The organism is Kitasatospora griseola (assembly GCF_044999035.1).
Lineage (GTDB): Bacteria > Actinomycetota > Actinomycetes > Streptomycetales > Streptomycetaceae > Kitasatospora > Kitasatospora griseola.
In genome coordinates this window covers 8,214,214-8,236,370 of sequence record NZ_CP173360.1, presented here as the reverse complement: position 1 = coordinate 8,236,370, position 22,157 = coordinate 8,214,214, and the positions used below count along the sequence as shown (strand labels likewise).

The following is a 22,157-nucleotide window of genomic DNA, read 5'->3' as shown; positions in this document are numbered from 1 at the left end:
TGGTTGTCCCGGCCCCGATGACAGCGTTGCCCACCGGCCGCCGCGCGCGCACCGGTTGCCTGTTGTCCTCCGGGCCCGGCACCTCGACAACCCCTCCGGCCTGCGGTTTCACTCGAACCGGGGGGCCGTCGCGGTGTCGCGTGTCCGGTGTCGGGCGGGCTCGTTGGGTGGGGTGGAGTCGACGGAGGCGGGGTCTGCGGTGCACACCGAGGGCGATCGTGGGCGGGTGCCCGGCCAGGGCGGGCCGCCGGCGGAGGGCGGCGGGTTCGGGGCGGTGCTGCGGGAGCGGCGGCGCTCGGCCGGGTTCTCGCAGGGGGATCTGGCCCGTCGGGTGCATTACGACAAGAGCCACATCAGCAAGGTCGAGAGCGGCGACAAGCCGCCCACCGCGGATTTCGCCCGGGCCTGCGACCAGGCGTTGCGGACGGGCGGCGCGCTGCTGGAGTTGGCGGTGCGCGGGCAGTGCCCGTATCCGGGGCTGGCGAGTTTCCGGGCGGAGGACGAGCGCTGGTTCCACGGCCGGGACCGGGCGCGCGCGGAGTTGCTGGGGCTGCTGGGCGAGCGGTCGGCGGACCGGGGCGGCCCGGTCGTGGTGGTGGGGCCGTCGGGTGCGGGCAAGTCCTCGCTGCTGCGGGCGGGTCTGGTGCCGGCGTTGCGGCGCGGCGCGCTGCCGGGCCTGGGCACGGTCGACGCGGAGGTGTTCTCCCCCACCGCGGAGCCGTTGGCGCGGCTGTCGGCGCTCGCCGGGGGCGCCTGCCCGGTGTGGATCGTCGACCAGGCCGAGGAGTTGTTCACGCTGTGCGCCGATCCCGGTGAGCGGCGGACGTTCCTGGACCGGCTGTGCGAGGAGGCCGGGCCGGACGGGGGCCGGCTGGTGGTGCTGGGCCTGCGGGCCGATCTGTACGGGCATCTGTTGGCGCATCAGGGCGTGTTGGCGGCGGTGCGGCGCGGCCAGTTGGCGCTGGGGCCGATGAGTGCGGAGGAGCTCGGCCGGGCGATCACCGCGCCGGCCCGCACCGCCAGGCTGGAGCTGGAGCCGGGCCTGCTGGAGGTGCTGCTGGCGGACCTGGGCCTGGACGGCGCCCGGGACGGGCCCGCCTACGACCCGGGGGCGCTGCCGCTGCTGGCGCACGCGCTGCACGCGATGTGGCAGCAGCGCACCGGCCGGGCACTGTCGTTGGCAGGCTATCGGGCGATCGGCGGGCTGCACGGTGCGGTGGCGCTGACCGCCGAGCGGGCCTGGTCGCGGCTGGACGGGCCGGCCCGGGCGACGGCCCGCCGGGTGCTGCTGCGGCTGGTCCATCTCGGCCCGGACGGTCAGGTCGCGCGGCGGCGCGCCGAGTCGGCGCAGCTGGCGGCGGCCGACGCCGACCCGGCGCGGGTGGAGCGGGTGCTGGCGTCCTTCGCGGACGACCGGCTGCTCACCCTGGACGCGTCCGGTGCGACGCTCTCCCACGAGGCGCTGCTGCGGGCCTGGCCCCGGCTGCGCGGCTGGATCGAGGCGGGCCGGGACGAGTTGAGGCTGCATCAGCAGCTCTCCCAGGACGCCGAGTCGTGGGCGGCGTCGGGCCGGGAGGACGCCCTGCTGCCCCGGGGCAGCCGACTGGAGGTGGTCGGGGCCTGGGCGGCATCCGCCGGCGGGCGCGGTCTGGCGCCGGTGGAGCGGGAGTTCCTGGCCGCCGCCGCGCACCGCGCCGACCGGGAGCGGCGGGCGGAGCGCCGCCGGATCCGGACCCGCCGTCGGCTGGTGGGCGCGCTCGCCCTGCTGCTGGTCACCGCGGTGCTGGCCGGCGGGCTGCTGTGGCAGGAGCACCGCCGGGCGGTCTGGGCGACGGACGGCCGCAGCGCGCTGACGCTGCTCACCGAGGCGCAGCGCAGTGCGACCCGTGATCCGTACGCGGCGCTGTTGCAGTCGGTGTCGGCGCGCCGGATCACCGGGGCGGGCATCCCGGAGCTGCGCCGGGCGGCGGACGACGCGGTGCTGAGCACCCAGGGCCAGTACCTGGCGGGCCGGATCCCGGGGTTCGGGTTCGGCGTGAACGGGCTGGCGCTGAGCCCGGACGGGCGGCTGGTCGCCACGGGTGACTCGCGGGGCCGGGTGACGCTGTGGGACACCGCGACCACCGCCCGGGTCGTGGAGCTCCAGGGGGAGGTCGGGCACCCGGTGCAGGACCTGGAGTTCAGCCCGGACGGAGCGGTGCTGGCCGCCGCGCTCACGGGCGACGAGCGGCGCCGGATCCTGCTGTGGCGGGTCGCCGACCGGATTCCGCTGCCCGCCCCGGTGATGCCGGTGAACGGCCGGGGTGCGCCTGCCCAGGCCAAGCGCCTGGCGTTCAGCCGCGACGGCGCGCTGCTCGCGGCGGGTTCGGGCGACCGGGCGCTGCCGGGGCAGGTGTGGGTGTGGCGGACGGACGCGGGCGCGGCCCCGCCGGTGCGGACGCTGGCGGGCCACGCGGGGGCGGTCCAGGGCCTGGCGTTCGGCGCCGGTCGCCGGCTGGCCTCGGCGGACGTCGGCGGCGCGGTGCTGGTGCGGGACGTGGACGCGCCGCCCCGCCCGGACGATGGTGCGCCGGTGGTGTTCGCGGGCCGCTCGCCGTCGCCCCGGTCGTTGGCGTTCGCGGCGGGCGGCGGGCTGCTGGCGGTGGGCAGCGAGCAGGGTGGCATCCGGCTGTGGCGCCCGCCCGCCGACACACCGTCAACGGGCGGGCCGAGTACGGACGGTGCGCCGCAGCAGTGGGAGGCCGTCAACCTGCCGGACCGTCATGTCGGGCCGGTGGACGCGCTGGATCTGACGCCGGACGGTGCCACGCTGGTGTCCGCGGGCGCCGACCGCACGGCCCTGGTGTGGGAGGTGGCGACCCGCCGGGTGGCGGCCGAGCTGCGCGGCCATCCGACCCTGCTGCTGGGGGTGGCGGTCGGCGCCGACGGCCGCACGGTCGTCACCTCGGCCGGCGTCACCGCGCCGTCCGGCAGCGTGCTGATCTGGGACTTGCGGCGCGGCACCGATCTGGCGCCGTGGCCGGAGCGTCCGCGGGTCACGGCCGTTGCCGTGGCCGGGAACCGGGCGGCGCTCGGGACGGCCGACGGGCGGTTCGCCCTGTGGGACGTCGGCGGGCCGGTGCCGTGGCCGATCGCCGTCTCGGGGCCGTCGGGCAGTGCGGTGACGGGGCTGGCCTTCGACCGGGCCGGCCGCACGGTGGCGAGCGCCACGGTCGGGGCGGTTCAGGTCCGCGATGCGGCCGACGGGGCGGTGCGGGCCTCGCTGCAGGTGGCCGGCCGGGTGTCGGCGGTGGCGCTCAGCCCCGACGGGTCGCTGCTGGCGGTGGGCACCAGGAGCGGCGAGGTGCTGCTCGGCCCGCCGGACGGCTCGCCGCTGCGGGTGCGTCGGCCCGCCAGTGAGGACCGCGTCAGCGACCTGGTGTTCCTGGGCGACGGCGGGGAGTTGGCGTTCACCGGCGACTCCCGGCGCGTCCGGCTGCTCACCGTCGCCGATCCGGGCGGGCCGGTCCGGCAGAGCGCCTTCGAGCACCTGGACCTGGTGTACCGACTGGCCGTCAGCCCGGACGGCCGCTACCTGGCGACCGCCGGCAACGACCGGCTGGTGCACGTGTGGGACACCCGCACCGGCGAACGGCGGGAGCCGGACCCGTACCGGTCGGACGACGACACGGTGCTGGCGCTGGCGTTCACCGGGGACGGCCGGCCCCTCGCCACGGTGGGCCGCGAGGGCCGGCTGCGGCTGTGGGATCCCGCCCGTCCGAACGCCCCGGTCGTCACCCTCACCGGCCCGGCGCAGGCACTGAACGGCCTCGCGTTCCTGCCCGACGGCCGGGCGCTGGTCGGCGGCGACGACGGCGCCGCCCCGCTGTGGAGCCTCGACCCCGAGGCGGCGGTGGCGCGGGCCTGTGCCGTGCTGCGCGCCCCGCTGCCCCCCGAGGAGTGGAGTCGGCTGGTGCCGACCGTCGCCTACCGGCCGGACTGCGGCTGACCCGACGGGCCGTCGGGTCGACGGGACTGGACCAGGGCGACGTAGCGGACGGTGAAGACCATCGGGACGACGAAGCCGGCGATCTGCACCAGCAGCGAGGCGAGCGAGTGGCCGTGGCCGCCGTGGGCGAGGACGGCCAGCACGACGGCGGTGACCGCGAACGCGCCGGTCCACACCGAGGTGATGATGACGTTGACCCGGATGAACGGCTTGAGCGGCCAGATCTCGGGCGGGGTGCTGCGCTTGGCGATGCCGAGGGTGAAGGGCTTGCCGATCAGCAGCGAGGTGCCGGCGATGAGGGCGAGGCAGGCGGAGGAGAGCGTCGCGGAGTAGTCGCGGACGCCGGAGTGCGGGTCGGCGAAGGCGATCGCGGCGAGCACGGCGAAGAACAGCGCCGAGCCGAGCTCGATGATCAGCGCGTCGTAGGCGGCGCCGGCCCTGCGCTGCTGGAGGATGACGGCCGCGGCGACGACCAGACCGGCCAGGGCGGCCCACTGCCACTGGGAGGACGGGATCACGGCGAAGACGATCCAGGGCAGGAAGGTGCGCAGGTACGACATTGTGGTGTGGATTCCCCCTCGGTGGAGCGGCCGCTGCGGCCGTGCTGTCGGCAAGCCTATCCACTCGGCACACCGATCACACCGAACCTCCGGACACCGACCATTGACTTTCCGTCAACTACCTGATCCACCACGGCAGTACGGCCCCGCCACCGTGACGGAACGTCAGGAACGTCCGGGTATCCGCGGCGGGGCCGGCGGCGCACGGTCAGAGGTGGGCCAGGTAGTGCGCCACGTACGGCGGGGTGCGCAGGGCGGGGATCTCCTCCCGGGGTACCAGCCGGATCGCCTGGCCCTCGCCGAGGACGAGGGCGCGTTCGGGCCCGTCGTAGACGGCGTGCAGCACGGTGGTGGTGTCGGCGATCAGCGGGTGCCGCGGTGCGGGCAGCGGGCGCAGCGCGGTGACGGTGATGCCGGCTTCTTCGCGGATCTCGCGGGTGGCGCAGTCGTGCGCGCTCTCGTGGCCTTCGCGCCAGCCGCCGATCGGGGCCCAGTGGCCGGGCCAGGCGATGCCGGGGTGGTCGTCGCGCAGGTTGAGCAGGACGCGGTCGCGGCCGGGGGTGGTGATCAGGACGAGGACGCCCTCGAAGGCGTCGGCGCCGGTGTCGGGGTGTTCGGCGTACAGGGTGGTGCGGGCGCGGCGGGCGCGGTCGACGAGCATCAGCCGGCGGTGGTCCTGGGGGCGCATCCGGTTGCGCCAGCGCCACAGGGTGTCGACGGCCCAGTCGGTGTGCTCGGCGGTGAGGCGGATGCGGTGGAGTCGGTCGTCGTCGAGGGTGCCGCCGTCGAAGACGAAGCCGGTCCTGGCCAGCGGGCGGTCGGCGGCGGGGGTGTGGTGCAGGACGGCGAGCAGGCGGCGCCGGACGGTCAACTCGTCGTCGCTCATGTCGAGTCGGAGGTGTTCCCGGGCTCCGCGCAGGGCGGTCTGCCAGGGGGTCTCGCCGGGGGTGCTGTCGCCGCCTGGCAGTTGCCAGCGGTCCGGGTGGCGGGCGGAGCGCAGTTGGAAGGGATGGCCGTGGCGGTCGGTGAAGTAGAGCGCGCCGCAGCTGGTGGTGAGGGCGGTCGGACCAGTCATGGAGGTGTCCTCCTCCTGTCGGCGTGGGCCTGCTGCCGACCCTGCGCAGTGGCGCGGCGGGTGTCAATGCCCCGCGCGGAACCGGCCGGAGCATCGGGCCGCCCATTTCGCCTGAACGGCGCAATGCGGGCATCCCGCCGTGCGCGCCGACATAAGGACGGGTTGGGTGGGCCTCGGGGCCGGCGATCTTGGTCGGCCCTGTGGAGCGACGGATGAGGGAGCGCGCGATGTACTACAGCAGCGGCAACTACGAGGCGTTCGCACGGCCCCGCAAGCCCGCCGGCGTGGACGACAAGCGGGCGTGGTTCGTGGGCTCCGGGCTGGCGTCGCTGGCGGGCGCGGCGTTCCTGGTCCGGGACGGGCAGATGGCTGGCGAGCGGATCACGATCCTGGAGCAGCAGCGGATCCCGGGCGGCGCGCTGGACGGCATCAAGGAGCCGGAGCGCGGGTTCGTGGTGCGCGGCGGCCGCGAGATGGAGAACCACTTCGAGTGCCTGTGGGACCTGTTCCGTTCGGTCCCGTCGATGGAGATCGAGGGGGCGAGCGTCCTCGACGAGTTCTACTGGCTGAACAAGGACGACCCGAACTTCTCCCTCCAGCGCGTCACCCACCAGCAGGGCCGGGACGCGGGCACCAACGGCCTGTTCGCGCTGACCGACCGGGCGCAGCGGGACTTGATGAAGGTCTTCATGGCGACGCGCGAGGAGATGGAGGGCAAGCGGATCGACGAGGTCTTCGGCGAGGACTTCCTGGCGTCGAACTTCTGGCTGTACTGGCGCACCATGTTCGCCTTCGAGCAGTGGCACTCGGCCCTGGAGATGAAGCTCTACCTGCACCGCTTCGTGCACCACATCGGCGGGCTGCCGGACTTCTCGGCGCTGAAGTTCACCAAGTACAACCAGTACGAGTCGCTGGTGCTGCCGCTGGTGAAGTGGCTGATGGACCACGGCGTGGTGTTCCGGTACGACACCGAGGTCACCGACGTCGACTTCTCCTTCGCGGACGGCCGCAAGCAGGCGACGGCGCTGCACTGGATCTCCGGCGGCGAGCCGGGCGGCGTCGAACTGACCGCGGACGACCTGCTGTTCACCACCATCGGCTCGCTGACCGAGAACTCCGACAACGGCGACCAGCACACCCCGGCGAAACTGGACGAGGGCCCGGCGCCGGCCTGGGACCTGTGGCGGCGGATCGCGGCCAAGCACCCGGACTTCGGCCGCCCGGACGTGTTCGGCGCGCACGTCCCGCAGACCAAGTGGGAGTCGGCGACGGTGACCACGCTGGACCGCCGCATCCCCGAGTACATCCAGAAGGTGTGCAAGCGCGACCCGTTCTCGGGCGGAGTGGTGACGGGCGGCATCGTCACCGTCCGCGACTCGTCCTGGCTGCTGAGCTGGACGGTGAACCGGCAGCCGCACTTCAAGCAGCAGCCGAAGGACCAGATCGTGGTCTGGCTGTACTCGCTGTTCGTGGACGTGCCCGGCGACTACGTGAAGAAGCCGATGCAGGAGTGCACGGGCGAGGAGATCACCCGCGAGTGGCTGTACCACCTGGGCGTGCCGATCGAACAGATCGACGAGCTGGCGGCGGAGGCGGCCAAGTGCGTGCCGGTGATGATGCCGTACGTCACCTCGTTCTTCATGCCCCGCAAGGCCGGTGACCGTCCGGACGTGGTGCCGCCGGGCGCGGTGAACTTCGCCTTCATCGGCCAGTTCGCGGAGACCACCCGCGACTGCATCTTCACCACCGAGTACTCGGTGCGCACCGGCATGGAGGCGGCCTACCAGCTGCTGGGCGTCGAACGCGGCGTCCCCGAGGTCTTCGGCTCGACCTACGACGTCCGCGCCCTCCTCAACGCGGCCAGCCGCCTGCGCGACGGCAAGCCGGTGTCCCTCCCCGGCCCGCACGTCCTCCGCAAGCGGCTGAACGCCCGCCTGGAGACGTCGGAGATCGGCGAACTGCTGAGCGAGTACAACCTGCTGCCGGAGTAGCACTGCCGGAGTAGCACCGCCGACCACGGGTGCCCCGGGCCACTGCGGCCCGGGGCACCGTTGCGTCCACTCGGCGCTGAACGCGCCGCACAGCTCGGGGTCGGAGGAGTGCGGGGTGCGCATCGGGGCATTCTGCCGCCCGCCGGGGCCGGTTGACCACTGATTTTCATCTCGACATCAAGCATCTTGATATCAAGAGATTTCTCGGGCAGAGTGCTCCCGGTACGGATCGAACAGCGGTGGGAACGGGGTGGCGACGGTGGGGACGGCGAGCAGGGAACGCGGTGGCGGGGCCGGGTTGTGGGCGCAGCTGCGGAATCCGCCGGGCGGGGCGGCCGGGCGGACCATGCTGGCCGTGGTGTTCACGGACCGGACGGGGTCCGGGGTGTGGGCGGCGGCGTGCGTGCTGTACTTCACCGAGGTGGAGCGGCTGACAGCCGGACAGGTCGGGCTGCTGCTCGGCGTCGCCTCGGTGGCGGGCATCGCCGGTTCGCCACTCGCCGGACGGCTGGCCGCGTCGCTGGGGGGCCGGCGGGTGCTGATCGGGTGTCACCTGCTGCGGGCGGTGGCGCTGGCGGCGGTGCTGCTCTGTTCCTCGTTCGGCGCGTTGCTGGGCCTGGTGGCCGTGACCGCGCTGGGCGACCGGGCGGCGCGGGCGATGGAGATGCTGTTCGCCACCGACGTGGCGGGCGACCGGCGTTCGGTGTACCGAGCGCTGTCCCGGACGGCGATGAACGCGGGGTACGCGGCGGGCGCGGGCCTGGCCGCGATCGGACTCGCGGTCGGCACCCCGGCCGCGTACCGGGCGCTGCTGCTCGCCGACGTGCTCTCCTTCCTGCTGTCGGCCGCCCTGGTCGCGGGCGTCCGGGAGCCGCGGCACGAGGGCCGGGTGGTCGCCGGGTCCGGGCAGCCGGCGCCGGACGCCGGCTCCGCGGCCCGGCCGAGCCCCTGGCGGGACGGCGGCTACCTGCGGTTCGTCGCGCTGGACTGCGCGCTGACCATCGACGACGCGATCCTGAACGTCGGCCTGCCGCTCTGGCTGATCCACGCCACCCGTGCGCCGCACGCGCTGGTCCCGGCGTTCCTGGCGATCAACACGGTGCTGGTGGTGGTCGCGCAGCTGCGGGTCTCCGCCCGGGTCCGGACGCCCCGTCAGGCGGTGCGGGCGGTGCCGATGTACGGCTTCACGGTGCTCGGCTGCTGTGCGGCGGCGGCCGCGGCGCACGGCCCGGGGCCGGTCCTCGCCTCGGTGCTGCTGCTGGCGGCGGCGGTGCTGGTGACCTTCGCGGAGCTGCTGCGCTCGGTGGTGTCCTGGGAGTTGTCGGTGGCGCTGGCCCCGGAGCGGGCCCGCCCCGAGTACCTCGGCGTGGCCGGAATGGCCCAGTCCACCGAGAAGGCGGCGGGCCCGCTGCTGCTGACCGGCGCGGTGCTCTCCACCGGCCCGCTGGGCTGGCTCGCCCTGGGCGCGGCGACCACCGTCGCGGCGTACGCGCAGCGGCACTTCGGCACGGCCCGGCTGGCTGCCGCGACGGCCGTCACACCCGAGGACGCCCGGCTGCCCGCGCCGTCGACCGCGTCGCCCTGAGCCCGGCCGACCTCCCGGCCGCCGCCCCGAACGGCCGGAACGCCGAACGCCGCCCGGGGAGTCGGGCGGCGTCAGGTGCGACGGGGTACGGCGGGGGCGCTGCGGTCAGCGGCGTTCCTGGCCGAACAGGTCGACCCGGATCGGCTCGACGGCCGGGCCGGCGCCGGGCTCGTCGTCCTGCGGGGAGAAGGCGACGGCCAGGCCGGCGACGGCGAGCACCACCACGATGCCGACGGCCACCGGCAGGGCGAACTGCGAGGCGGGGACGCCGGTGCTGGCGGCGCGGCCGTCCAGGGTGACGGTGACGGCGGCCATCGCGGTGTAGTGCATCGCGACCACGGCGACGCCGGCGATCAGCGCCGCGCCGAGCGCCGCCGACAGGCCCTTGATGTGCAGCGTCATCCACAGCGCGGCGGTGGCGGCGGCGATCGCGATGGCGACCGAGGCGACCACCAGCAGGGTGTCGTAGGAGACCGCGCCCTCGACCTGCATGGCGGCCATGCCGAGGTAGTGCATCACGGCGACGCCGCAGCCGGTCAGCACGCCGCTGGTCAGCAAGGTGCCGGTGCCGCTGCCGCGGTAGCCGACGTAGCCGATGCCGAGGCCGACCACGACGACCGCGACCAGCAGGCTCAGCAGCGTCAGCGGAATGTCGTAGACCAGGGTGGAGGCGTCCACCATGAAGCCGAGCATCGCGATGAAGTGCATCGACCAGATTCCGCAACCGAACGCGCCGGCCGCCAGCGCCAGCCAGCCGGCCCGCTTCCGCGAGGGCAGTGTCACGGCCCGGGCCGTGCACCGCAGCCCGATGGCCGCGCCCACGCACGCGATGGCATACGCGACGACCGGGTTCACCCACCCGTACTGAAAACCGTCGAGATGGGCCATGGTGCCGTGATTCATGAGAGGGGGGTCCGATCGGGAAAAGCGAATGCTCGTACGGGATTGCCGCACAGACAATACCGCCCAGTAGTGACTGGTTCGTACCAACCCTCAAAAACCGCCTTTACACCGCCTTTTCGCCTCCCCCACGGCCTGCGCATCACCGAGCACAGCGCCGGCGCACCGTGGCAGTCTTGACGCCCATGGAGAACTTCGACGGCCCGGCCGATCCCCGACCGCCCCTGCTGGTGGTGGACGGCGCGAACGTGGTCGGCTCGGTCCCGGACGGCTGGTGGCGCGATCGGCGCGGCGCGGCGGAGCGCCTGCGCGACTCGCTGGCAGCGGTGGCCCGCGACGGACTCCCCGAGCTGCCGGGCCCGCTGACGGTCGTTCTGGTGGTGGAGGGCGCCGCTCGCGGGGTGGAGTCGGCGCCCGGTGTCCGGGTGGAGTCCGCTCCCGGCAGCGGTGACGACCGGATCGTCGAACTGGTCGCCGGGGAGCCCTCCCGCCGGTGCCTGGTCGTCACCGCCGACCGCGGCCTGCGCGAGCGCGTCACCGCGCTCGGCGCCACTCCCCTGGGCCCGCGCACCGTCCGCCGGCCGGGCGGCTGAGCAGGCCGTCAGCCGGAGCAGCCGTCAGGCGGAGCGGTGGGCGCGGCGCCAGTGCGCGGGGCTGGCGCCGCGGGCGCGTTTGAAGGCAGTGCTGAAGGCGAACGCGTCCTCGTAGCCGACCTCGCGTGCGACGGCGGCGACGGTGCGGTCGGTGTCGCGCAGCCGGTCGGCGGCCAGGGTCATCCGCCAGCCGGTGAGGTAGCCGAGCGGGGGTTCGCCGACGGCGGCGGTGAAGTGCGCGGCGAACGTGGCGCGGGACTGCCCGACCTTCGCGGCGAGTTCGGCCACCGTCCAGCGGTGCCCGGGGTTCTCGTGCAGCAGCCGCAGCGCCTCACCGATCGCGGGGGCGGCCAACGCCCGGTGCCAGGACGGCACTCGGGCGTCCGGACGGGCGCACCACTCGCGCAGCGCGAGGACCAGGACCAGGTCCAGCAGCCGTTCGAGGACGGCGTCCTGGCCGGGTGCCTCGTGGGCGGTCTCGGCGGCGAGCAGTTCCAGGACGGCGCGGGTGCGCGGCCCGGCGGGGACCACGGCCAGCGGGGTGAGGGTGCGCAGCAGACGTTCGCCGACCTCGCCGCGGATCTCGTACGCGCCGCGCAGCAGGGTGGTGGCGCCGGGCAGCCCGTCGCCGTAGGTGCGGGGCGCGAGCGGCTGCTGGGCGGGGGCGTCGGCGTCGATCAGGTGTTTGCGCCCGTCGCGGACGACCATCTGCGGCGGGGTGTCCGGGGAGTCGGCGATGGTGTACTGGGCGGTGCCGCTGACCAGTGCGATGTCTCCGGCGGCCAGCCGGACGGGCGCGGCCCCCGGGTCGTCGTCGAGCCGGACGCTCGCCCGGCCGCCGAGGGTGGCGACGACGGTGAGCGGCGGGGCGTCGGCGAAGGTCGTCGCCCACGGGGGCCGCTGGATCAGTTGCCGGATCTGCGCGTTGGTGGCGCGGGCCCGGTGCAGCAGATCGCTCAGAACGTCCATGTGATGCCACGTTAGACGATCACAAAGGTCTGCGCGACGATCTCCCATGGATCGTCCGAACTCGGCGCGGTTGGCTGAGGGGTATGAAGAGCATCCTGGTTCTCGGCGGCACCGGCACGACCGGCTGCCGCATCGCCCGTCGGCTGTCCGCCGACGGCCTGCCCGTCCGTACCGCGTGCCGCACCGGCGGCGACGTCCGGTTCGACCTCGACGATCCGACGACCTGGGGGCCCGCGCTGGACGGGGTCGGCGCGATGTACCTGCTGGAGCCCGCTCTGCGCCCGGGCGCGGGCCGGCGGCACCGCATTCCCCGCCTGGTGTCCGAGGCGGTCGCGGCGGGCGTGACCCGGCTGGTGCTGCTGTCCGCGTACGGAGTGGACGGGGCCGACGACGGCCGCCCGTTGAAGTCGGCCGAGCAGGCCGTCCGCGGCTCCGGCGTCGACTGGACGATCCTGCAGCCCGACTGGTTCGCGCAGAACTTCAGCGAGTCGTTCTGGCTGCCGGGCGTCCGCTCCGGCACGCTCGCCGCCCCGACCGGCGACGGGCGCACCCCGTTCGTCGACGCCGAGGACATCGCCGCGGTCGCCGCCGCCGCCCTGACGGAGGATCGCCACCGCGGCCGCACCTATCGGCTGACCGGCCCGGCCGCGCTCTCCTTCGGCGAGGCGCTCGACGTGATCGCCGCCGCGACCGGCCGGACGATCCGTCATCTCGACGTCCCCGCCGCCGCGTTCGCGGACCGGCTGACCGAGGACGGCGTCCCGGCGGCGACCGCCCGGCTGCTCACCGGCCTGCTGGTGGACGTCCGCGAGGGCCGCGGCGCCACCGTCTCCGACGGCGTCCAGCAGGCCCTCTGCCGACCGCCCCGCTCCTTCGAACAGTTCGTCGGCGAGGCGGCCGCGGCCGGGCGCTGGGCCTGAGCCGGCCGCAGGATCGTACCGGCGCCCGGGCCGCGCCGGTCAGGCCAGGCGGGTGCGGGCTCCGGTGGGGCGGGTGCGCCCGCGGGAGGTGGGGGTGGGGCGGGTCGGCCGGCGGTCCCGGCGCGGCTGGTCGCGGCGCGACTGCTCACGGCCGGCGAGGGCGGCCTTGAGGGCGCGGACGGCCAGCAGGACGGCGACGGCGGCGAGTTCGGTGGGCTCGGCGGTGCCGCTGCGGGCGGCCGCTGCCTGGCACACCGAGCACCAGACGGCGCTGGCCCGGCCGCCGTCGGGGTAGTGCAGGGCGGGCGGCACCAGGTAGTGGCAGCCGCAACTCTGGCAGACGAAGACCAGCCTCATCGCTGCACCACCCCCGAGCCCGCGCACACCGTGCACGGCGACCAGAAGGTGCGCCGCACGGGCTGCTGCCACCCCTGGCCGTCGGTCTCCACGGAGTGTTCGGTCTTCTCCGTGCCGCGCGCCCCGGCGCAGCCCGGGCAGGTCTGCTGCTCGGTCATCGTCCACCTCCAGAACACAGACCGTAGCGTGTCGACCCCGGTGAGCGACAGCCGTTCGCCGTCGGACCACTCGCGGATGCAGCACCGACCGCGCACCCACCGCGCGCGCCACGACACCCCGCGCCGACCTCGCGCCCCTTGCACGCCCCCGTCGACCCGTGCCGCTGCCCTCTTCCGGTGACTCGCCGTCAGCCGGTGGGCCAGTCCGCCGGGGAGGCCTCGACGTCGTTGCCGCGCACCCACACGGTGGAGACGCCGAGCAGGCGGCGCATCACGGCGAAGCCGCCTTCCCACCCGCCGGGCAGCCGCAACCGCCCAGAGCGCACGCTGCCCGCGCTGAACCGGGTGTCCCCGCTCTCCAGCACCCCGGTCCAACCGGGCAGGCCGAGTTCGGGGACGTTTCCGGTCAGTTCCACCTGGACGGGGATCTCCAGTCCGTCGGCCAGCAGCAGGGCGGGGCCCCGGTACACGGGTGTGCTCATGCGTAGAGCCTGCTTGACCTGCCGGTATCTACGCAAATCCCGCAATCCCGATGGATCCGGGCAGCCCCCGGCGACCCCGGCGGCCGAACAGATGACGGCCGGTCAGTTCGGGTACGGCCAGCGGTATCCGAGCTCCTCGGCACGCTCCCGGCTCCCGGCGACCACCCGGGCGTGCCGCTTGGGATCCTGCCGGGCCAGCCGCCGGAGGGCGGTGGCCGCCTGCGATTCGGGCGGGGCGCCGTCGTCGGGGATGGTCCGACGGAAGCCCAGGGGGCCGCTCAGCGGCTGCCTGAGCCTCCGCCCAGGGGTCCCGTTCAGCGGCTGCCGAGGCGGCGCTCCAGCTCCTCCAGGTAGCTGTCGCCGTAGGCGTCCGCGAGGTCGTCCAGGTCGATCATCGGAGGAATGTCGATCACGGGCTGACGCTCGATCAGGAACGCCACGGTCTCGTGCACCACGCGCCCCTCCTCGACCTCCGGGAGCCCGGTCCGGTCGAACACGCCGTCGGTGACCCGGACCTGGGTGGAGGCCTGGGCCGAGCCCTGCTCGACCCGGACCAGGTATTCGCGGTCGCCCAGGGGCTCCACCCGGATGTCAGCTGCCATGGCGCAGGTCGTCCTTCCCTCGGTGCTCGGCCGTCGGGGCCGTGCCGGTCATGGGTGCCGACGCCGCGCGGCCGACCCGCCGGGCGCCGGGCGTCTCCACCTTACGACCTGCTGACGCCGTCTCCCGCCAGGCCCTGCCCGTCCCGCGCCCCGGGGACGGAAGCTGACGGCTCGTCGGCGGCGTGCAGCGCGAGGTAGGTCCAGCTGACGCCGGCCCTGGCGTGCGGGTCCTCGCGGTGGGCGAGGTACAGCGGCGCCAGCCCGTTGGCGCGGGCCAGGGCGACCGTCTCGGGTGCGCCGACCGGGAACATCCGGCGGCCGGGCGGCACCGGGCCGTGGCGCAGCGAGAGGATGATCCGGCCGCCGTCGGCGAGCAGGCGGGCCAGGGTGGCCATGGCGGCGGCGCGCTGTTCGGCGTCGAGGTGCATCCAGACGGCGGTGAGCAGGATCAGCTCGTAGCGGTCGGCGCGGGCGGTGAGTTCGGGCAGCTGCGGGAGTGCGTCGTCGACCCAGTCGACGGCGTGCCGGGCGTGCCGGGCGCGGGCGAGTTCGCGCATCGCGGCGGTGGGTTCGACGGCGGTGACGCGGTGCCCGGCGGCGGCGAGGGCGGCGGCGTCGCGTCCACTGCCCGCGCCGATGTCGAGCACGGCGGCGGGCCGGGTCGGGAACAGGTGGAGCACTTCGCGGTGGACCTCCGCGAAGCTCACGCTCTCGTACTGTTCGACCAGGGCTTCGGCGGCGTCGGCGTATCCGGCGGTGCTGTCCATGGCCGACAGGGTGCCGGGGTCCGTGGGTTCGCTGTTCACAGCGGCACGCTAGCGCACCCCGGCATCGCCGGCTCCCCTGCCCCGACGGGCCGTCAGCCGACGACGGCGACGGGCGCGTCCCAGGCGTTGCGGTCGACGGTGAGGGCGGCGCCGCCGTAGGTCTCCTTCTGGTTGACCTGGTACTGGTGGGCGCGGCGGTGGCCGGTGTACAGGCCGCCGGCGAACGGGAAGCTGCCGGTGGTGTCGGCGGCGCCGTCGTAGCGGGCGTACCAGAGGGCGTCGGGCAGGTCGGCGGCGCCGGCCCCGGCGGCCTGGGCGATGCCGGCGGCGCTGGACGAGGCGAAGCCGTAGAACCCGGCCCAGTAGCCGGAGTTGTGCACGGCGCGGTTCCAGGACTGGGTGTACGCGAGAACGGCGTCGGCGCAGCCGGTGTCGGCGGTGTTGTAGGCCTCGACGTCGAGGTAGAGGGTGCTGCCGGCGCGCATGCCGAGGGCGGCGGCCTTGGCGACGGCGTCGTTGCCGTCGCTGGTGCCGAGCGTGGTGGCGGTGTCGGCGGTGAGCTTCTCGGGGCTGTTGCCGGTCTGGCACGGGGGCTGCGCGCCGACGTACAGCGGGACGAGCTTCCAGCCGGTGCTGGTGACGGAGCCGACCCAGCCGGCGGTGAGCTGGGGCTGGGCGCAGCCTCGGTTCCTGCCGCCGATGTAGACGGCGGCGGCGCCGTAGGGGGAGGTTCCGTACCAGGCGTTCATGGTGGCGAGCGGGGGTGCGGTGCAGGTGTCGAAGGCGAGTCCGGTGAACGTCGCGGGGGCGGTGCCGGGCTTGGCGGCCGGTGCGGCGTTGCGGGCGGCCGCGGGGGCGGTGGCGCCGGCGGAGGCCGACGGGGAGGCGGATCCGGAGGGCTTCGCGGAGGCGGACGCCGACGGGGAGGCCGCGGTGGAGGGGGACGCGGACGGGGAGGCGCTGTCGCCGGGCGCGGGTGCGGTGTCCGGGTCGGTGGGGGCGCTCGCGGCGGGTTCGGCGGCGCGCGGGGCGGGGTGGTCCTTGGCAGTGGCGGCGAGGGCGGCGACGCCGCTGCCGATGACCAGGACGGTGGCGGCGGAGAGCAGGACGGCACGGCGGCCCCGGGGGCGGCGGGACGATGCGCGGGTGCGGCGGTGCGACACGGGGCTCTCCTGGGCGGAACACGGCGGAACAGGGCGGAACGAGGTGGGGGGAGGGCGCGGCGAGACATGATCACCGCAGGTGCCGCACACCATAGCGGGTCCTCGGTCAATTGTTTGTTCGTGGTCGGTAAACGCTTTCCCGCTCCGTCCCGCCGGGTGGGCGGCCCCTAGGATGGGGGTGAACAGTCCGAGTCGAGCGCGGGGCGGCCGCGGCGGAGGGAGTCTCCGATGGAGTTGGCGGGCCCCGATCCGGAGATGGGCGAGTCCGGTGACGGCGAGGAGGGCGGCCGGCGGCGCCGCGGCCAGGGTGAGCTGGCGACCGAGGTGCTCACGGTGCTGCACGGCGCGCCGGGGCCGGTGACGGCGTCCTGGGTGCAGGAGCAGCTGGGCGGCGAGCTGGCGTACACCACGGTGATGACGATCCTGTCGCGGCTGCTGGCGAAGCAGGCGGTGTCGCGCAGCCGGGTCGGGCGGGCGTACGTGTGGTCGGCGGCGGCGGACGCGGCGGCGGGTCTGACGGCCCGCCGGATGCGCCGGCTGCTCGACACCGAGCCGGACCGGGACGCGGTGCTGGCGAGTTTCGTGACGGCGTTGACGCCCGAGGACGAGCAGCTGCTGCGGTCGCTGCTGAACGCGGCGGACCCGCCGGGGAGCGGCGCGGGCCGGGGCGGCGGGGGCTGATCCATGGGCTTCTTCGTCTTCCTCCCGCTGGTGCTGCCGTTGACGTCGTGGCCGATCGCGCGGCTCGCGGAGCACCATCTGCACCCGCGTCGCGCGGTGCGGCTGCTGAGCTGGATCGGCGTGTCGATGGCGGTGTGCAGCACACTGGCGCTGGGGCTGCTGTTCGTGGTGGGCACCGCGCAGATTCCGGGCAACCCGCTGCCGGACAGCTGGTCGGATCCGGAGATCCGGACGGCGGTGCCGTTCCACGAGGAGGTGGGCACGGCCGCGGTCGTCGGCCTGGTGACGGTGTTGACGGCGTGTTCGCGCTCGTTGCGCCGTCATCTGCGGATCCGGGCGCGGGCGCAGCGGGCGCTGGCGCCGATGCCGCTGGACTCGGACCTGGTGGTGCTGCCGGACCCGGAGCCGTACGCGTACGCGGTGCCGGGCGTGCCGGGCCGGGTGGTGGTGTCGACGGCGATGATGGACAGCCTGGACGCGGACGAGCAGCGGGCGCTGTTGGCGCACGAGCGCTCGCACCTGGCGAACCGTCACCACCGCTACCTGTTGGCGGCGCAGTTGGCGAGCTGCGTCAACCCGTTCCTGCGACCGTTGCAGAAGGCGGTCGGCTATGCGACGGAGCGGTGGGCGGACGAGGAGGCCGCGGGCTCGGTGGGCGACCGCCGGTTGACGGCCCGCGCGGTGGCCCGGGCGGCGCTGGTGACGCGCTCCGCGGGGCCGGCCCCGTCGTTCGCGGCGTTCGCCGCCCCGGGCCCGGTCCCCCGCCGGGTGACGGCCCTGCTCAGCCCGGCCCTGGGCGAGTCCTGGCCGCCGCCGGCCAGTCCGGCCGGTCTGGCGGCGATGGTCGCGGCGGCGGGCACGGCGGCCTCCGCGGTCTTCGCGCTGAACGCGGCGGTGGCGCTGCTGCTGCTGGCGAAGGCCGCCACGCCCTGGTAACCCGCCCCTCGACCGACGCGAAGGCCCCCGCTGCTTCGGCGGGGGCCTTCTCTCGTCCCTGCGGGCTCCGGGCGGGTGTCAGTCCACGCAGGGCACTCCCCCGGCCTTGACCGGCGGGCCCTGCATCTGGAGCGTCGCGGCGGGGTTGGGGTCGGCGCCGGCGGTGGGCGTCCCGCCGGGGGCGGTGTACTCGGTGCCGAGGGTGATCTGGACGTGGCCGGCGAGGACGGCGGTCGAGGCGGTGGCGGTGGCGCCGTAGCGGGTGGCGATCTGCTGGGCGGCGTCCTTGGCCCCGGCGCCGTACTTGACGGTGGTGGTCTTCGGCCTGGTGTCGGAGTTGGTGGCCTTTCCGGCCCGGTAGCCGAGCGCGGTCAGCGCCTTGGACTCGTCGGCGGCCGCGCCGGTGACGGGCGAGCCGTTGAGCACGTCGACGGTGGTGTCGGCGGCGTTGGCGGGCGGCGCGGCGTCGGGTGCGTCGGTCGTGGCGGCGGGCGCGGGCGCGGGGTCGGCGGCGGCCTGGCCGAACAGCTGCTTGACGATGCGTCGCAGCTTGCCCGGGTCGACCTGGTTGACCTCCTGGCCGCCGATGTTCGCGAACTTGTCGATCGGCAGGGTGTTGAACTCGACGTTGCCGCCGGTCAGGTTGGGCGCCTGCTGGGCGAAGTCGAGGATCTGCCAGTCGTCGTCTATCACCACGTCCTTCTTGACCACGTCGAGCAGCGACTGCATCTTGCCGAGGTCGTCCATCACGCCCTGCTGCTTGAGCTTGTACTCGACGGAGGCGATGAAGGCCTGCTGCCGGTGGGTGCGATCGAGGTCGCCGTTGGTGAGGTTGTGCCGCTGGCGGACGAAGGAGAGCGCCTGGGCGGCGTCCAACTGGCTCTCGCCGGCGGGCAGTTGCAGGCCGGTGCCGCCGCCGGGCCTGATCACGTTGCCCTTGCTGTCGGTGACCCGGGAGACGATCGGGTCGTTGACGGGCTTGTTCAGGCAGACGGTGATCGGCTGGACGGCCTTGGCGATGTCGTAGAAGCCGAGCAGGTTGACCTCGGCGAAGTGGTCGATCGGGATGTCGAGCAGCTTCTGCACGGTCTGGATGGTGGCGGAGCGCCCGGCCTCGCGGCTCTGGTGCTCCAGGTCGGCGCCCTTGACGCCCTTGGCGCGCAGCTTCTGCTCGGCGGCGTCCTTGGCGTACCCGTACGCCTCCTTGATCTTGTGCATCTTGCCGTCCGCGCCGTACGTCTGCACCCAGTCGTCGCGCGGGATGGACACCGCCTGCACCTTTCCGCTGGGCGGGATGTGCAGCACGATCAGCGAGTTGGTGTTGTAGCCGCCGATCTCGCTGGAGCCGGCGTGCAGTTCGTCCTGGACGAACTCCTTCGGCAGGTCGTTGCCGTCCATGTCCTTTCGGCTGTCCAGGCCGATCAGCAGCAGGTTGATGGACTTGTCGAGGTGCTTGGGGGCGTTCTTCTTCGCCTCGTCCAGGGCGTGCGAGCGGGTGACGCCGTTCAGGTCGTTGACGGTGTACCAGGCGAAGCCGCTGACGGCGAGCACGGCCAGCGAGACGCCGCAGGCGACGGTGCGGCCGGCGATCACCAGGGGGGCGGGGCGGGACGGGCGGGCGCCGCCCCGTCGGGCACTGCGTTGCTCAGCCATGGTGGGCCTTCCGGGTGCGGCGGGTGCGGACGACGGTGGCGAGCAGCGCCGCGGCGACGGCGGCGACCATCGGCCAGAACTGACCGCTGACCAGCCGCAGGCCCTGGGTGGCGAGTCCGGCGCCCTGGTAGCGGTCGCTGCGCGCCAGGTAGTCGACGGCGCAGGCCACCGTCAGCGTGACCACGGGTGCGCCACTGACGATCCACCACCAGCCGCGCCGGGTCGCGACCAGCGCGGCCATGCCCGCGCCGAGCACCGCGCACGTCGAGTAGAGCCAGCCGAGTCCGCCGCCGAACAGTTCGTCGGCGAGCGCCCCGAGCACGGGCAGTCCGAGCGCCGGCAGCACCGCGGGCATCCGGTTCGAGGACGCGGCCGCCGACCGGCGCCGCTCGGCCCGCGGGGCCGCGGCCGGGCGCCCCTCGCCGGAACGCCGCTGCGCCCCGGTCCGGCGCTGCTCGGTGACGCGTCGCCCGGGCTCGCGGTAAGCGTTTTCCGACTGCCGCTCGGACGCCCGGTAAGCGCTATCCGACTGCCGCCCGGAGGCGCGGCGCGCGCCCTCCGGCTGCCGCCGTCCGGCCCGCTGCGCCGGCATGGACGTCCCGCTCGGTCCGGGGGTCGGCGTCGGCGCCTGCTGCCCGTACTCGTCCCGCCACAGCGGTGTCGCGCCGCGCGAGCGCGCCGGCCTTCGCCCGGTCATGGTCACCCCTTGTCCACTGCCGCGTCGCCGGTGCGACGTTCGGCCGGTTCGGCCTGACAGACGCACACCGGACGCCGTCCGGTTCCTCTACACGCATGTAGAGGTTGGAGCGAAGCATACAAATTCATTCCGGGTACGTAAGCTCACCCCCAGGTCGTCGCGGCGGGCCGCCCGCCGCGGGCGACACCTGGCAGAACGCAGCAGGCCGTCGGCAGGACACGGCCGCCGGTCGGCGACGGACCGGTGGCCGGGCAGGCGGACCCGGACAGAAGGAGGCCCGGCAGTGGCGGAGCGCGGCGCGAAATGGCCGTGGGCGGTGCTGGCCCTGGCGGTGCTCGGCATCTGGCTGTACGAACGCGGCGGCGACTCCGCGGCCCCGGCGGCCGGGGCCCCGCCCGCCGCCTCCGCCCCGGCCCCGTCGGCGGGCACGCCCTCGCCCGACTCCTCGTCGACGCCGCGCGGCTCGGCCGACTACTCGCCGCCGCGGTTCGTCCCGGAGGTGCGCAAGTACGCCGCCGAGGCGGGGGTCGACCCGCAGCTGGTGATGGCGATCCTGTTCAACGAGTCGTACAAGCCGCACGGGCCGGACGTCGAGCGGGCCTGGCAGAAGATGAAGCCGGAGGCCTCGTTCGGCATCGCCAACATGCACCGCGCCGCGTACGAGGAGTGCCGCCGCAACCGGTCGTTCGCCGCCCGGCCGTGGGAGGACCTGCCGGACGATCCGGCGCTGGCGGTGCAGGCGGCGGCCTGGCACCTGCACGACCTGGGGGCGCAGCTGCCCGCGAAGTGGGCGGGGTCGTACAACCGGAACGAGCTGATGGCGCTCGGCTACAACACGGGCGCCGGCAACATGCTGGCGTTCGCGCGCGGCGCGAACCCGGGCCCGGAGGCCCGGTCGTACCTGGACCGGCTGCACGACAACTGGGCGAAGTCCGGCGAGCTCGTCAAGGCCTGACGGTTCGCCGGTCGGTCGCCGCCTGTTCGAGTTCGGCCCGCGGGTAGGGCGTGAGCTTGCTCTCCCTCAGCAGGCGGCGGTGGAACCCGTCCAGCGCCACGGCGGTCGGGGCGTGCCGGTCGAGCAGGGTGGCTGCGGGTCCGGGCACGGTGGCGGGGCGGTGTCCGGCGAGCCAGGCGCGCAGGAAGTCGGTGCGTTCGCGCTCGCCGCGGTAGCGGTCCAGCAGGTGGTGCTGGAGCAGGTGGGCGGCGGTGTAGTGCCGATCGTAGCCGCGGTGGTCGGCGAGGAAGCGGCGCTCGGCCGGGGTGAGGTCGAAGCGTTCGCCGAGGGCGAGGCCGAAGTCGGCGAACGCGATCAGGCGGCCGTCGGTGAGCACGTTCCGGAAGTGCGCGTCGAAGTGCAGGAAGCCGCGTTCGTTCATGAACCGGGTGCCGCGGGCCAGTTCCTCGGCCGCCCACAGCTGCGGGGCGCCGGTGCGATCGGGATGGTCGTGGAGCCAGTCGGCGAGGGTGTGCGGCAGGTGTTCGAGGAACAGCACCAGGCTGTGCGAGGCGCCGGCCAGCGCCTCCAGCCGCCTGCGCACGGCCGGGTGTCCGTCCCAGTGGGCGACGGCGCCGTCGACCCCGCCGAACTCGTCCATGAAGCCGGCCGGCGGGGTGTCGGGCAGCACGCGCCAGTGGTGCATCAGCGGGAAGCCCTCGTAGGCGCCGTCGAGCACCCAGTGGGTGGTGAGGGCGTGGGCGGCGAGCTCGCGCCAGGCGCCGAAGCCGGTGGAGCCGATGCCGTACTGGTAGAACCCGGGCAGCTCGAACAGGTTGGCGGTGCTGCGGACGTGGGCCGGTTCGAGTTCCAGGTCGGTGAGCGGCACCCGTTTGACGAAGACCCGGGTGCCGTCGACCTCCACCGCGCCCGCCCGACCGCCGATCCCGGCGGCGACGGGCCCCGACTCGCCCGCGGCGTCCAGCAGTTCGCCCAGCTGCCGGTCGCCGAGCAGGGCGAGCACGGTGGCGACGCGCCCGTGGGTCCTGATCCGGGCGTCGGTCGGATCGTCGGCGTGACGCATCGGCAGCTCCCGGGCACGGCGGTGTGGTCCGTCCGACCCTACCGCCGGGCGACCGGCGGGCG

General features: G+C 74.6%; 21 protein-coding genes. 8 read left to right on the top strand and 13 right to left on the bottom strand.

Going from position 1 to position 22,157, the window contains the following annotated elements; translation table 11 throughout:
* Positions 1 to 226 precede the first annotated feature (226 nt).
* Positions 227 to 3,988 carry a helix-turn-helix domain-containing protein gene (locus ACI1MP_RS36720; protein WP_404870674.1) on the top strand — a complete coding sequence of 1,254 codons (3,762 nt, stop codon included), beginning with the start codon at positions 227 to 229 and terminating at the stop codon, positions 3,986 to 3,988.
* Here the strand turns inward: ACI1MP_RS36720 and ACI1MP_RS36715 are convergent.
* Together ACI1MP_RS36715 and ACI1MP_RS36710 are read right to left on the bottom strand one after the other, a co-directional pair.
* Positions 3,967 to 4,548, bottom strand: a complete 582-nt coding sequence (locus ACI1MP_RS36715) for a hypothetical protein (protein WP_100588493.1) — start codon at positions 4,546 to 4,548, stop codon at positions 3,967 to 3,969. The two genes, ACI1MP_RS36720 and ACI1MP_RS36715, sit on opposite strands and share 22 nt — an antisense overlap.
* Before the next feature lie 208 nt (positions 4,549 to 4,756).
* Positions 4,757 to 5,623 carry an NUDIX domain-containing protein gene (locus ACI1MP_RS36710; protein WP_404870673.1) on the bottom strand — a complete coding sequence of 289 codons (867 nt, stop codon included), beginning with the start codon at positions 5,621 to 5,623 and terminating at the stop codon, positions 4,757 to 4,759.
* 212 nt (positions 5,624 to 5,835) lie between these two features.
* Here ACI1MP_RS36710 and ACI1MP_RS36705 point away from each other — a divergent pair, with 212 nt between their 5' ends.
* Together ACI1MP_RS36705 and ACI1MP_RS36700 are read left to right on the top strand one after the other, a co-directional pair.
* Positions 5,836 to 7,614 carry an oleate hydratase gene (locus ACI1MP_RS36705; RefSeq protein ID WP_380337706.1) on the top strand — a complete coding sequence of 593 codons (1,779 nt, stop codon included), beginning with the start codon at positions 5,836 to 5,838 and terminating at the stop codon, positions 7,612 to 7,614.
* A 346-nt stretch (positions 7,615 to 7,960) separates the two neighbouring features.
* Positions 7,961 to 9,199: an MFS transporter gene (locus tag ACI1MP_RS36700; protein WP_404870881.1), complete on the top strand. Its 1,239-nt coding sequence runs from the start codon at positions 7,961 to 7,963 to the stop codon at positions 9,197 to 9,199.
* A gap of 105 nt (positions 9,200 to 9,304) precedes the next feature.
* Here ACI1MP_RS36700 and ACI1MP_RS36695 read toward each other — a convergent pair whose 3' ends face one another.
* Entirely contained in the window at positions 9,305 to 9,982 is a 678-nt protein-coding gene (locus ACI1MP_RS36695; RefSeq protein ID WP_404870672.1) for an MHYT domain-containing protein, read from the bottom strand.
* A gap of 302 nt (positions 9,983 to 10,284) precedes the next feature.
* On the opposite strand from ACI1MP_RS36695, the gene ACI1MP_RS36690 reads away from it, so the two are divergent.
* A complete protein-coding gene (locus tag ACI1MP_RS36690) occupies positions 10,285 to 10,692 on the top strand; it encodes an NTP pyrophosphohydrolase (RefSeq protein WP_380337877.1) in 408 nt (135 codons plus the stop codon).
* Between the two features lie 24 nt (positions 10,693 to 10,716).
* Here ACI1MP_RS36690 and ACI1MP_RS36685 read toward each other — a convergent pair whose 3' ends face one another.
* Positions 10,717 to 11,661, bottom strand: a complete 945-nt coding sequence (locus ACI1MP_RS36685) for an AraC family transcriptional regulator (RefSeq protein ID WP_380337700.1) — start codon at positions 11,659 to 11,661, stop codon at positions 10,717 to 10,719.
* Positions 11,662 to 11,744: 83 nt separating this feature from the next.
* Here ACI1MP_RS36685 and ACI1MP_RS36680 point away from each other — a divergent pair, with 83 nt between their 5' ends.
* Entirely contained in the window at positions 11,745 to 12,581 is an 837-nt protein-coding gene (locus tag ACI1MP_RS36680; RefSeq protein ID WP_404870671.1) for an NAD(P)H-binding protein, read from the top strand.
* Between the two features lie 39 nt (positions 12,582 to 12,620).
* Here ACI1MP_RS36680 and ACI1MP_RS36675 read toward each other — a convergent pair whose 3' ends face one another.
* The 6 genes from ACI1MP_RS36675 to ACI1MP_RS36650 all read right to left on the bottom strand — a co-directional run bounded on the left by ACI1MP_RS36675 (position 12,621) and on the right by ACI1MP_RS36650 (position 16,110).
* Positions 12,621 to 12,938 carry a hypothetical protein gene (locus ACI1MP_RS36675; protein ID WP_404870670.1) on the bottom strand — a complete coding sequence of 106 codons (318 nt, stop codon included), beginning with the start codon at positions 12,936 to 12,938 and terminating at the stop codon, positions 12,621 to 12,623.
* A complete protein-coding gene (locus ACI1MP_RS36670) occupies positions 12,935 to 13,096 on the bottom strand; it encodes a hypothetical protein (RefSeq protein ID WP_404870669.1) in 162 nt (53 codons plus the stop codon). Before ACI1MP_RS36670 ends, ACI1MP_RS36675 begins: the two co-directional genes overlap by 4 nt.
* Before the next feature lie 188 nt (positions 13,097 to 13,284).
* A complete protein-coding gene (locus ACI1MP_RS36665) occupies positions 13,285 to 13,578 on the bottom strand; it encodes a hypothetical protein (protein ID WP_157815728.1) in 294 nt (97 codons plus the stop codon).
* A gap of 314 nt (positions 13,579 to 13,892) precedes the next feature.
* The gene (locus tag ACI1MP_RS36660; protein WP_100588482.1) at positions 13,893 to 14,180 is read right to left on the bottom strand and encodes a hypothetical protein; all 288 of its coding nucleotides are present in this window, start codon (positions 14,178 to 14,180) and stop codon (positions 13,893 to 13,895) included.
* Between the two features lie 101 nt (positions 14,181 to 14,281).
* A complete protein-coding gene (locus ACI1MP_RS36655; RefSeq protein WP_404870668.1) occupies positions 14,282 to 14,986 on the bottom strand; it encodes a class I SAM-dependent methyltransferase in 705 nt (234 codons plus the stop codon).
* A gap of 53 nt (positions 14,987 to 15,039) precedes the next feature.
* Entirely contained in the window at positions 15,040 to 16,110 is a 1,071-nt protein-coding gene (locus ACI1MP_RS36650) for a glycoside hydrolase domain-containing protein (RefSeq protein WP_404870667.1), read from the bottom strand.
* 228 nt (positions 16,111 to 16,338) lie between these two features.
* On the opposite strand from ACI1MP_RS36650, the gene ACI1MP_RS36645 reads away from it, so the two are divergent.
* Entirely contained in the window at positions 16,339 to 16,791 is a 453-nt protein-coding gene (locus ACI1MP_RS36645) for a BlaI/MecI/CopY family transcriptional regulator (RefSeq protein WP_189274025.1), read from the top strand.
* Between the two features lie 3 nt (positions 16,792 to 16,794).
* Complete coding sequence (locus tag ACI1MP_RS36640) at positions 16,795 to 17,727, top strand: M56 family metallopeptidase (protein WP_404870666.1); 933 nt, start codon at positions 16,795 to 16,797, stop codon at positions 17,725 to 17,727.
* A 78-nt stretch (positions 17,728 to 17,805) separates the two neighbouring features.
* On the opposite strand, the gene ACI1MP_RS36635 is transcribed toward ACI1MP_RS36640, so the two are convergent.
* Complete coding sequence (locus ACI1MP_RS36635; protein WP_387997558.1) at positions 17,806 to 19,380, bottom strand: LCP family protein; 1,575 nt, start codon at positions 19,378 to 19,380, stop codon at positions 17,806 to 17,808.
* Positions 19,373 to 20,077 carry a DUF6542 domain-containing protein gene (locus ACI1MP_RS36630; RefSeq protein WP_404870665.1) on the bottom strand — a complete coding sequence of 235 codons (705 nt, stop codon included), beginning with the start codon at positions 20,075 to 20,077 and terminating at the stop codon, positions 19,373 to 19,375. Before ACI1MP_RS36630 ends, ACI1MP_RS36635 begins: the two co-directional genes overlap by 8 nt.
* 283 nt (positions 20,078 to 20,360) lie before the next feature.
* On the opposite strand from ACI1MP_RS36630, the gene ACI1MP_RS36625 reads away from it, so the two are divergent.
* Positions 20,361 to 21,032, top strand: a complete 672-nt coding sequence (locus tag ACI1MP_RS36625) for a transglycosylase SLT domain-containing protein (protein ID WP_232734165.1) — start codon at positions 20,361 to 20,363, stop codon at positions 21,030 to 21,032.
* Here ACI1MP_RS36625 and ACI1MP_RS36620 read toward each other — a convergent pair.
* A complete protein-coding gene (locus ACI1MP_RS36620) occupies positions 21,022 to 22,095 on the bottom strand; it encodes a protein kinase (RefSeq protein WP_404870664.1) in 1,074 nt (357 codons plus the stop codon). The two genes, ACI1MP_RS36625 and ACI1MP_RS36620, sit on opposite strands and share 11 nt — an antisense overlap.
* Positions 22,096 to 22,157 lie beyond the last annotated feature (62 nt).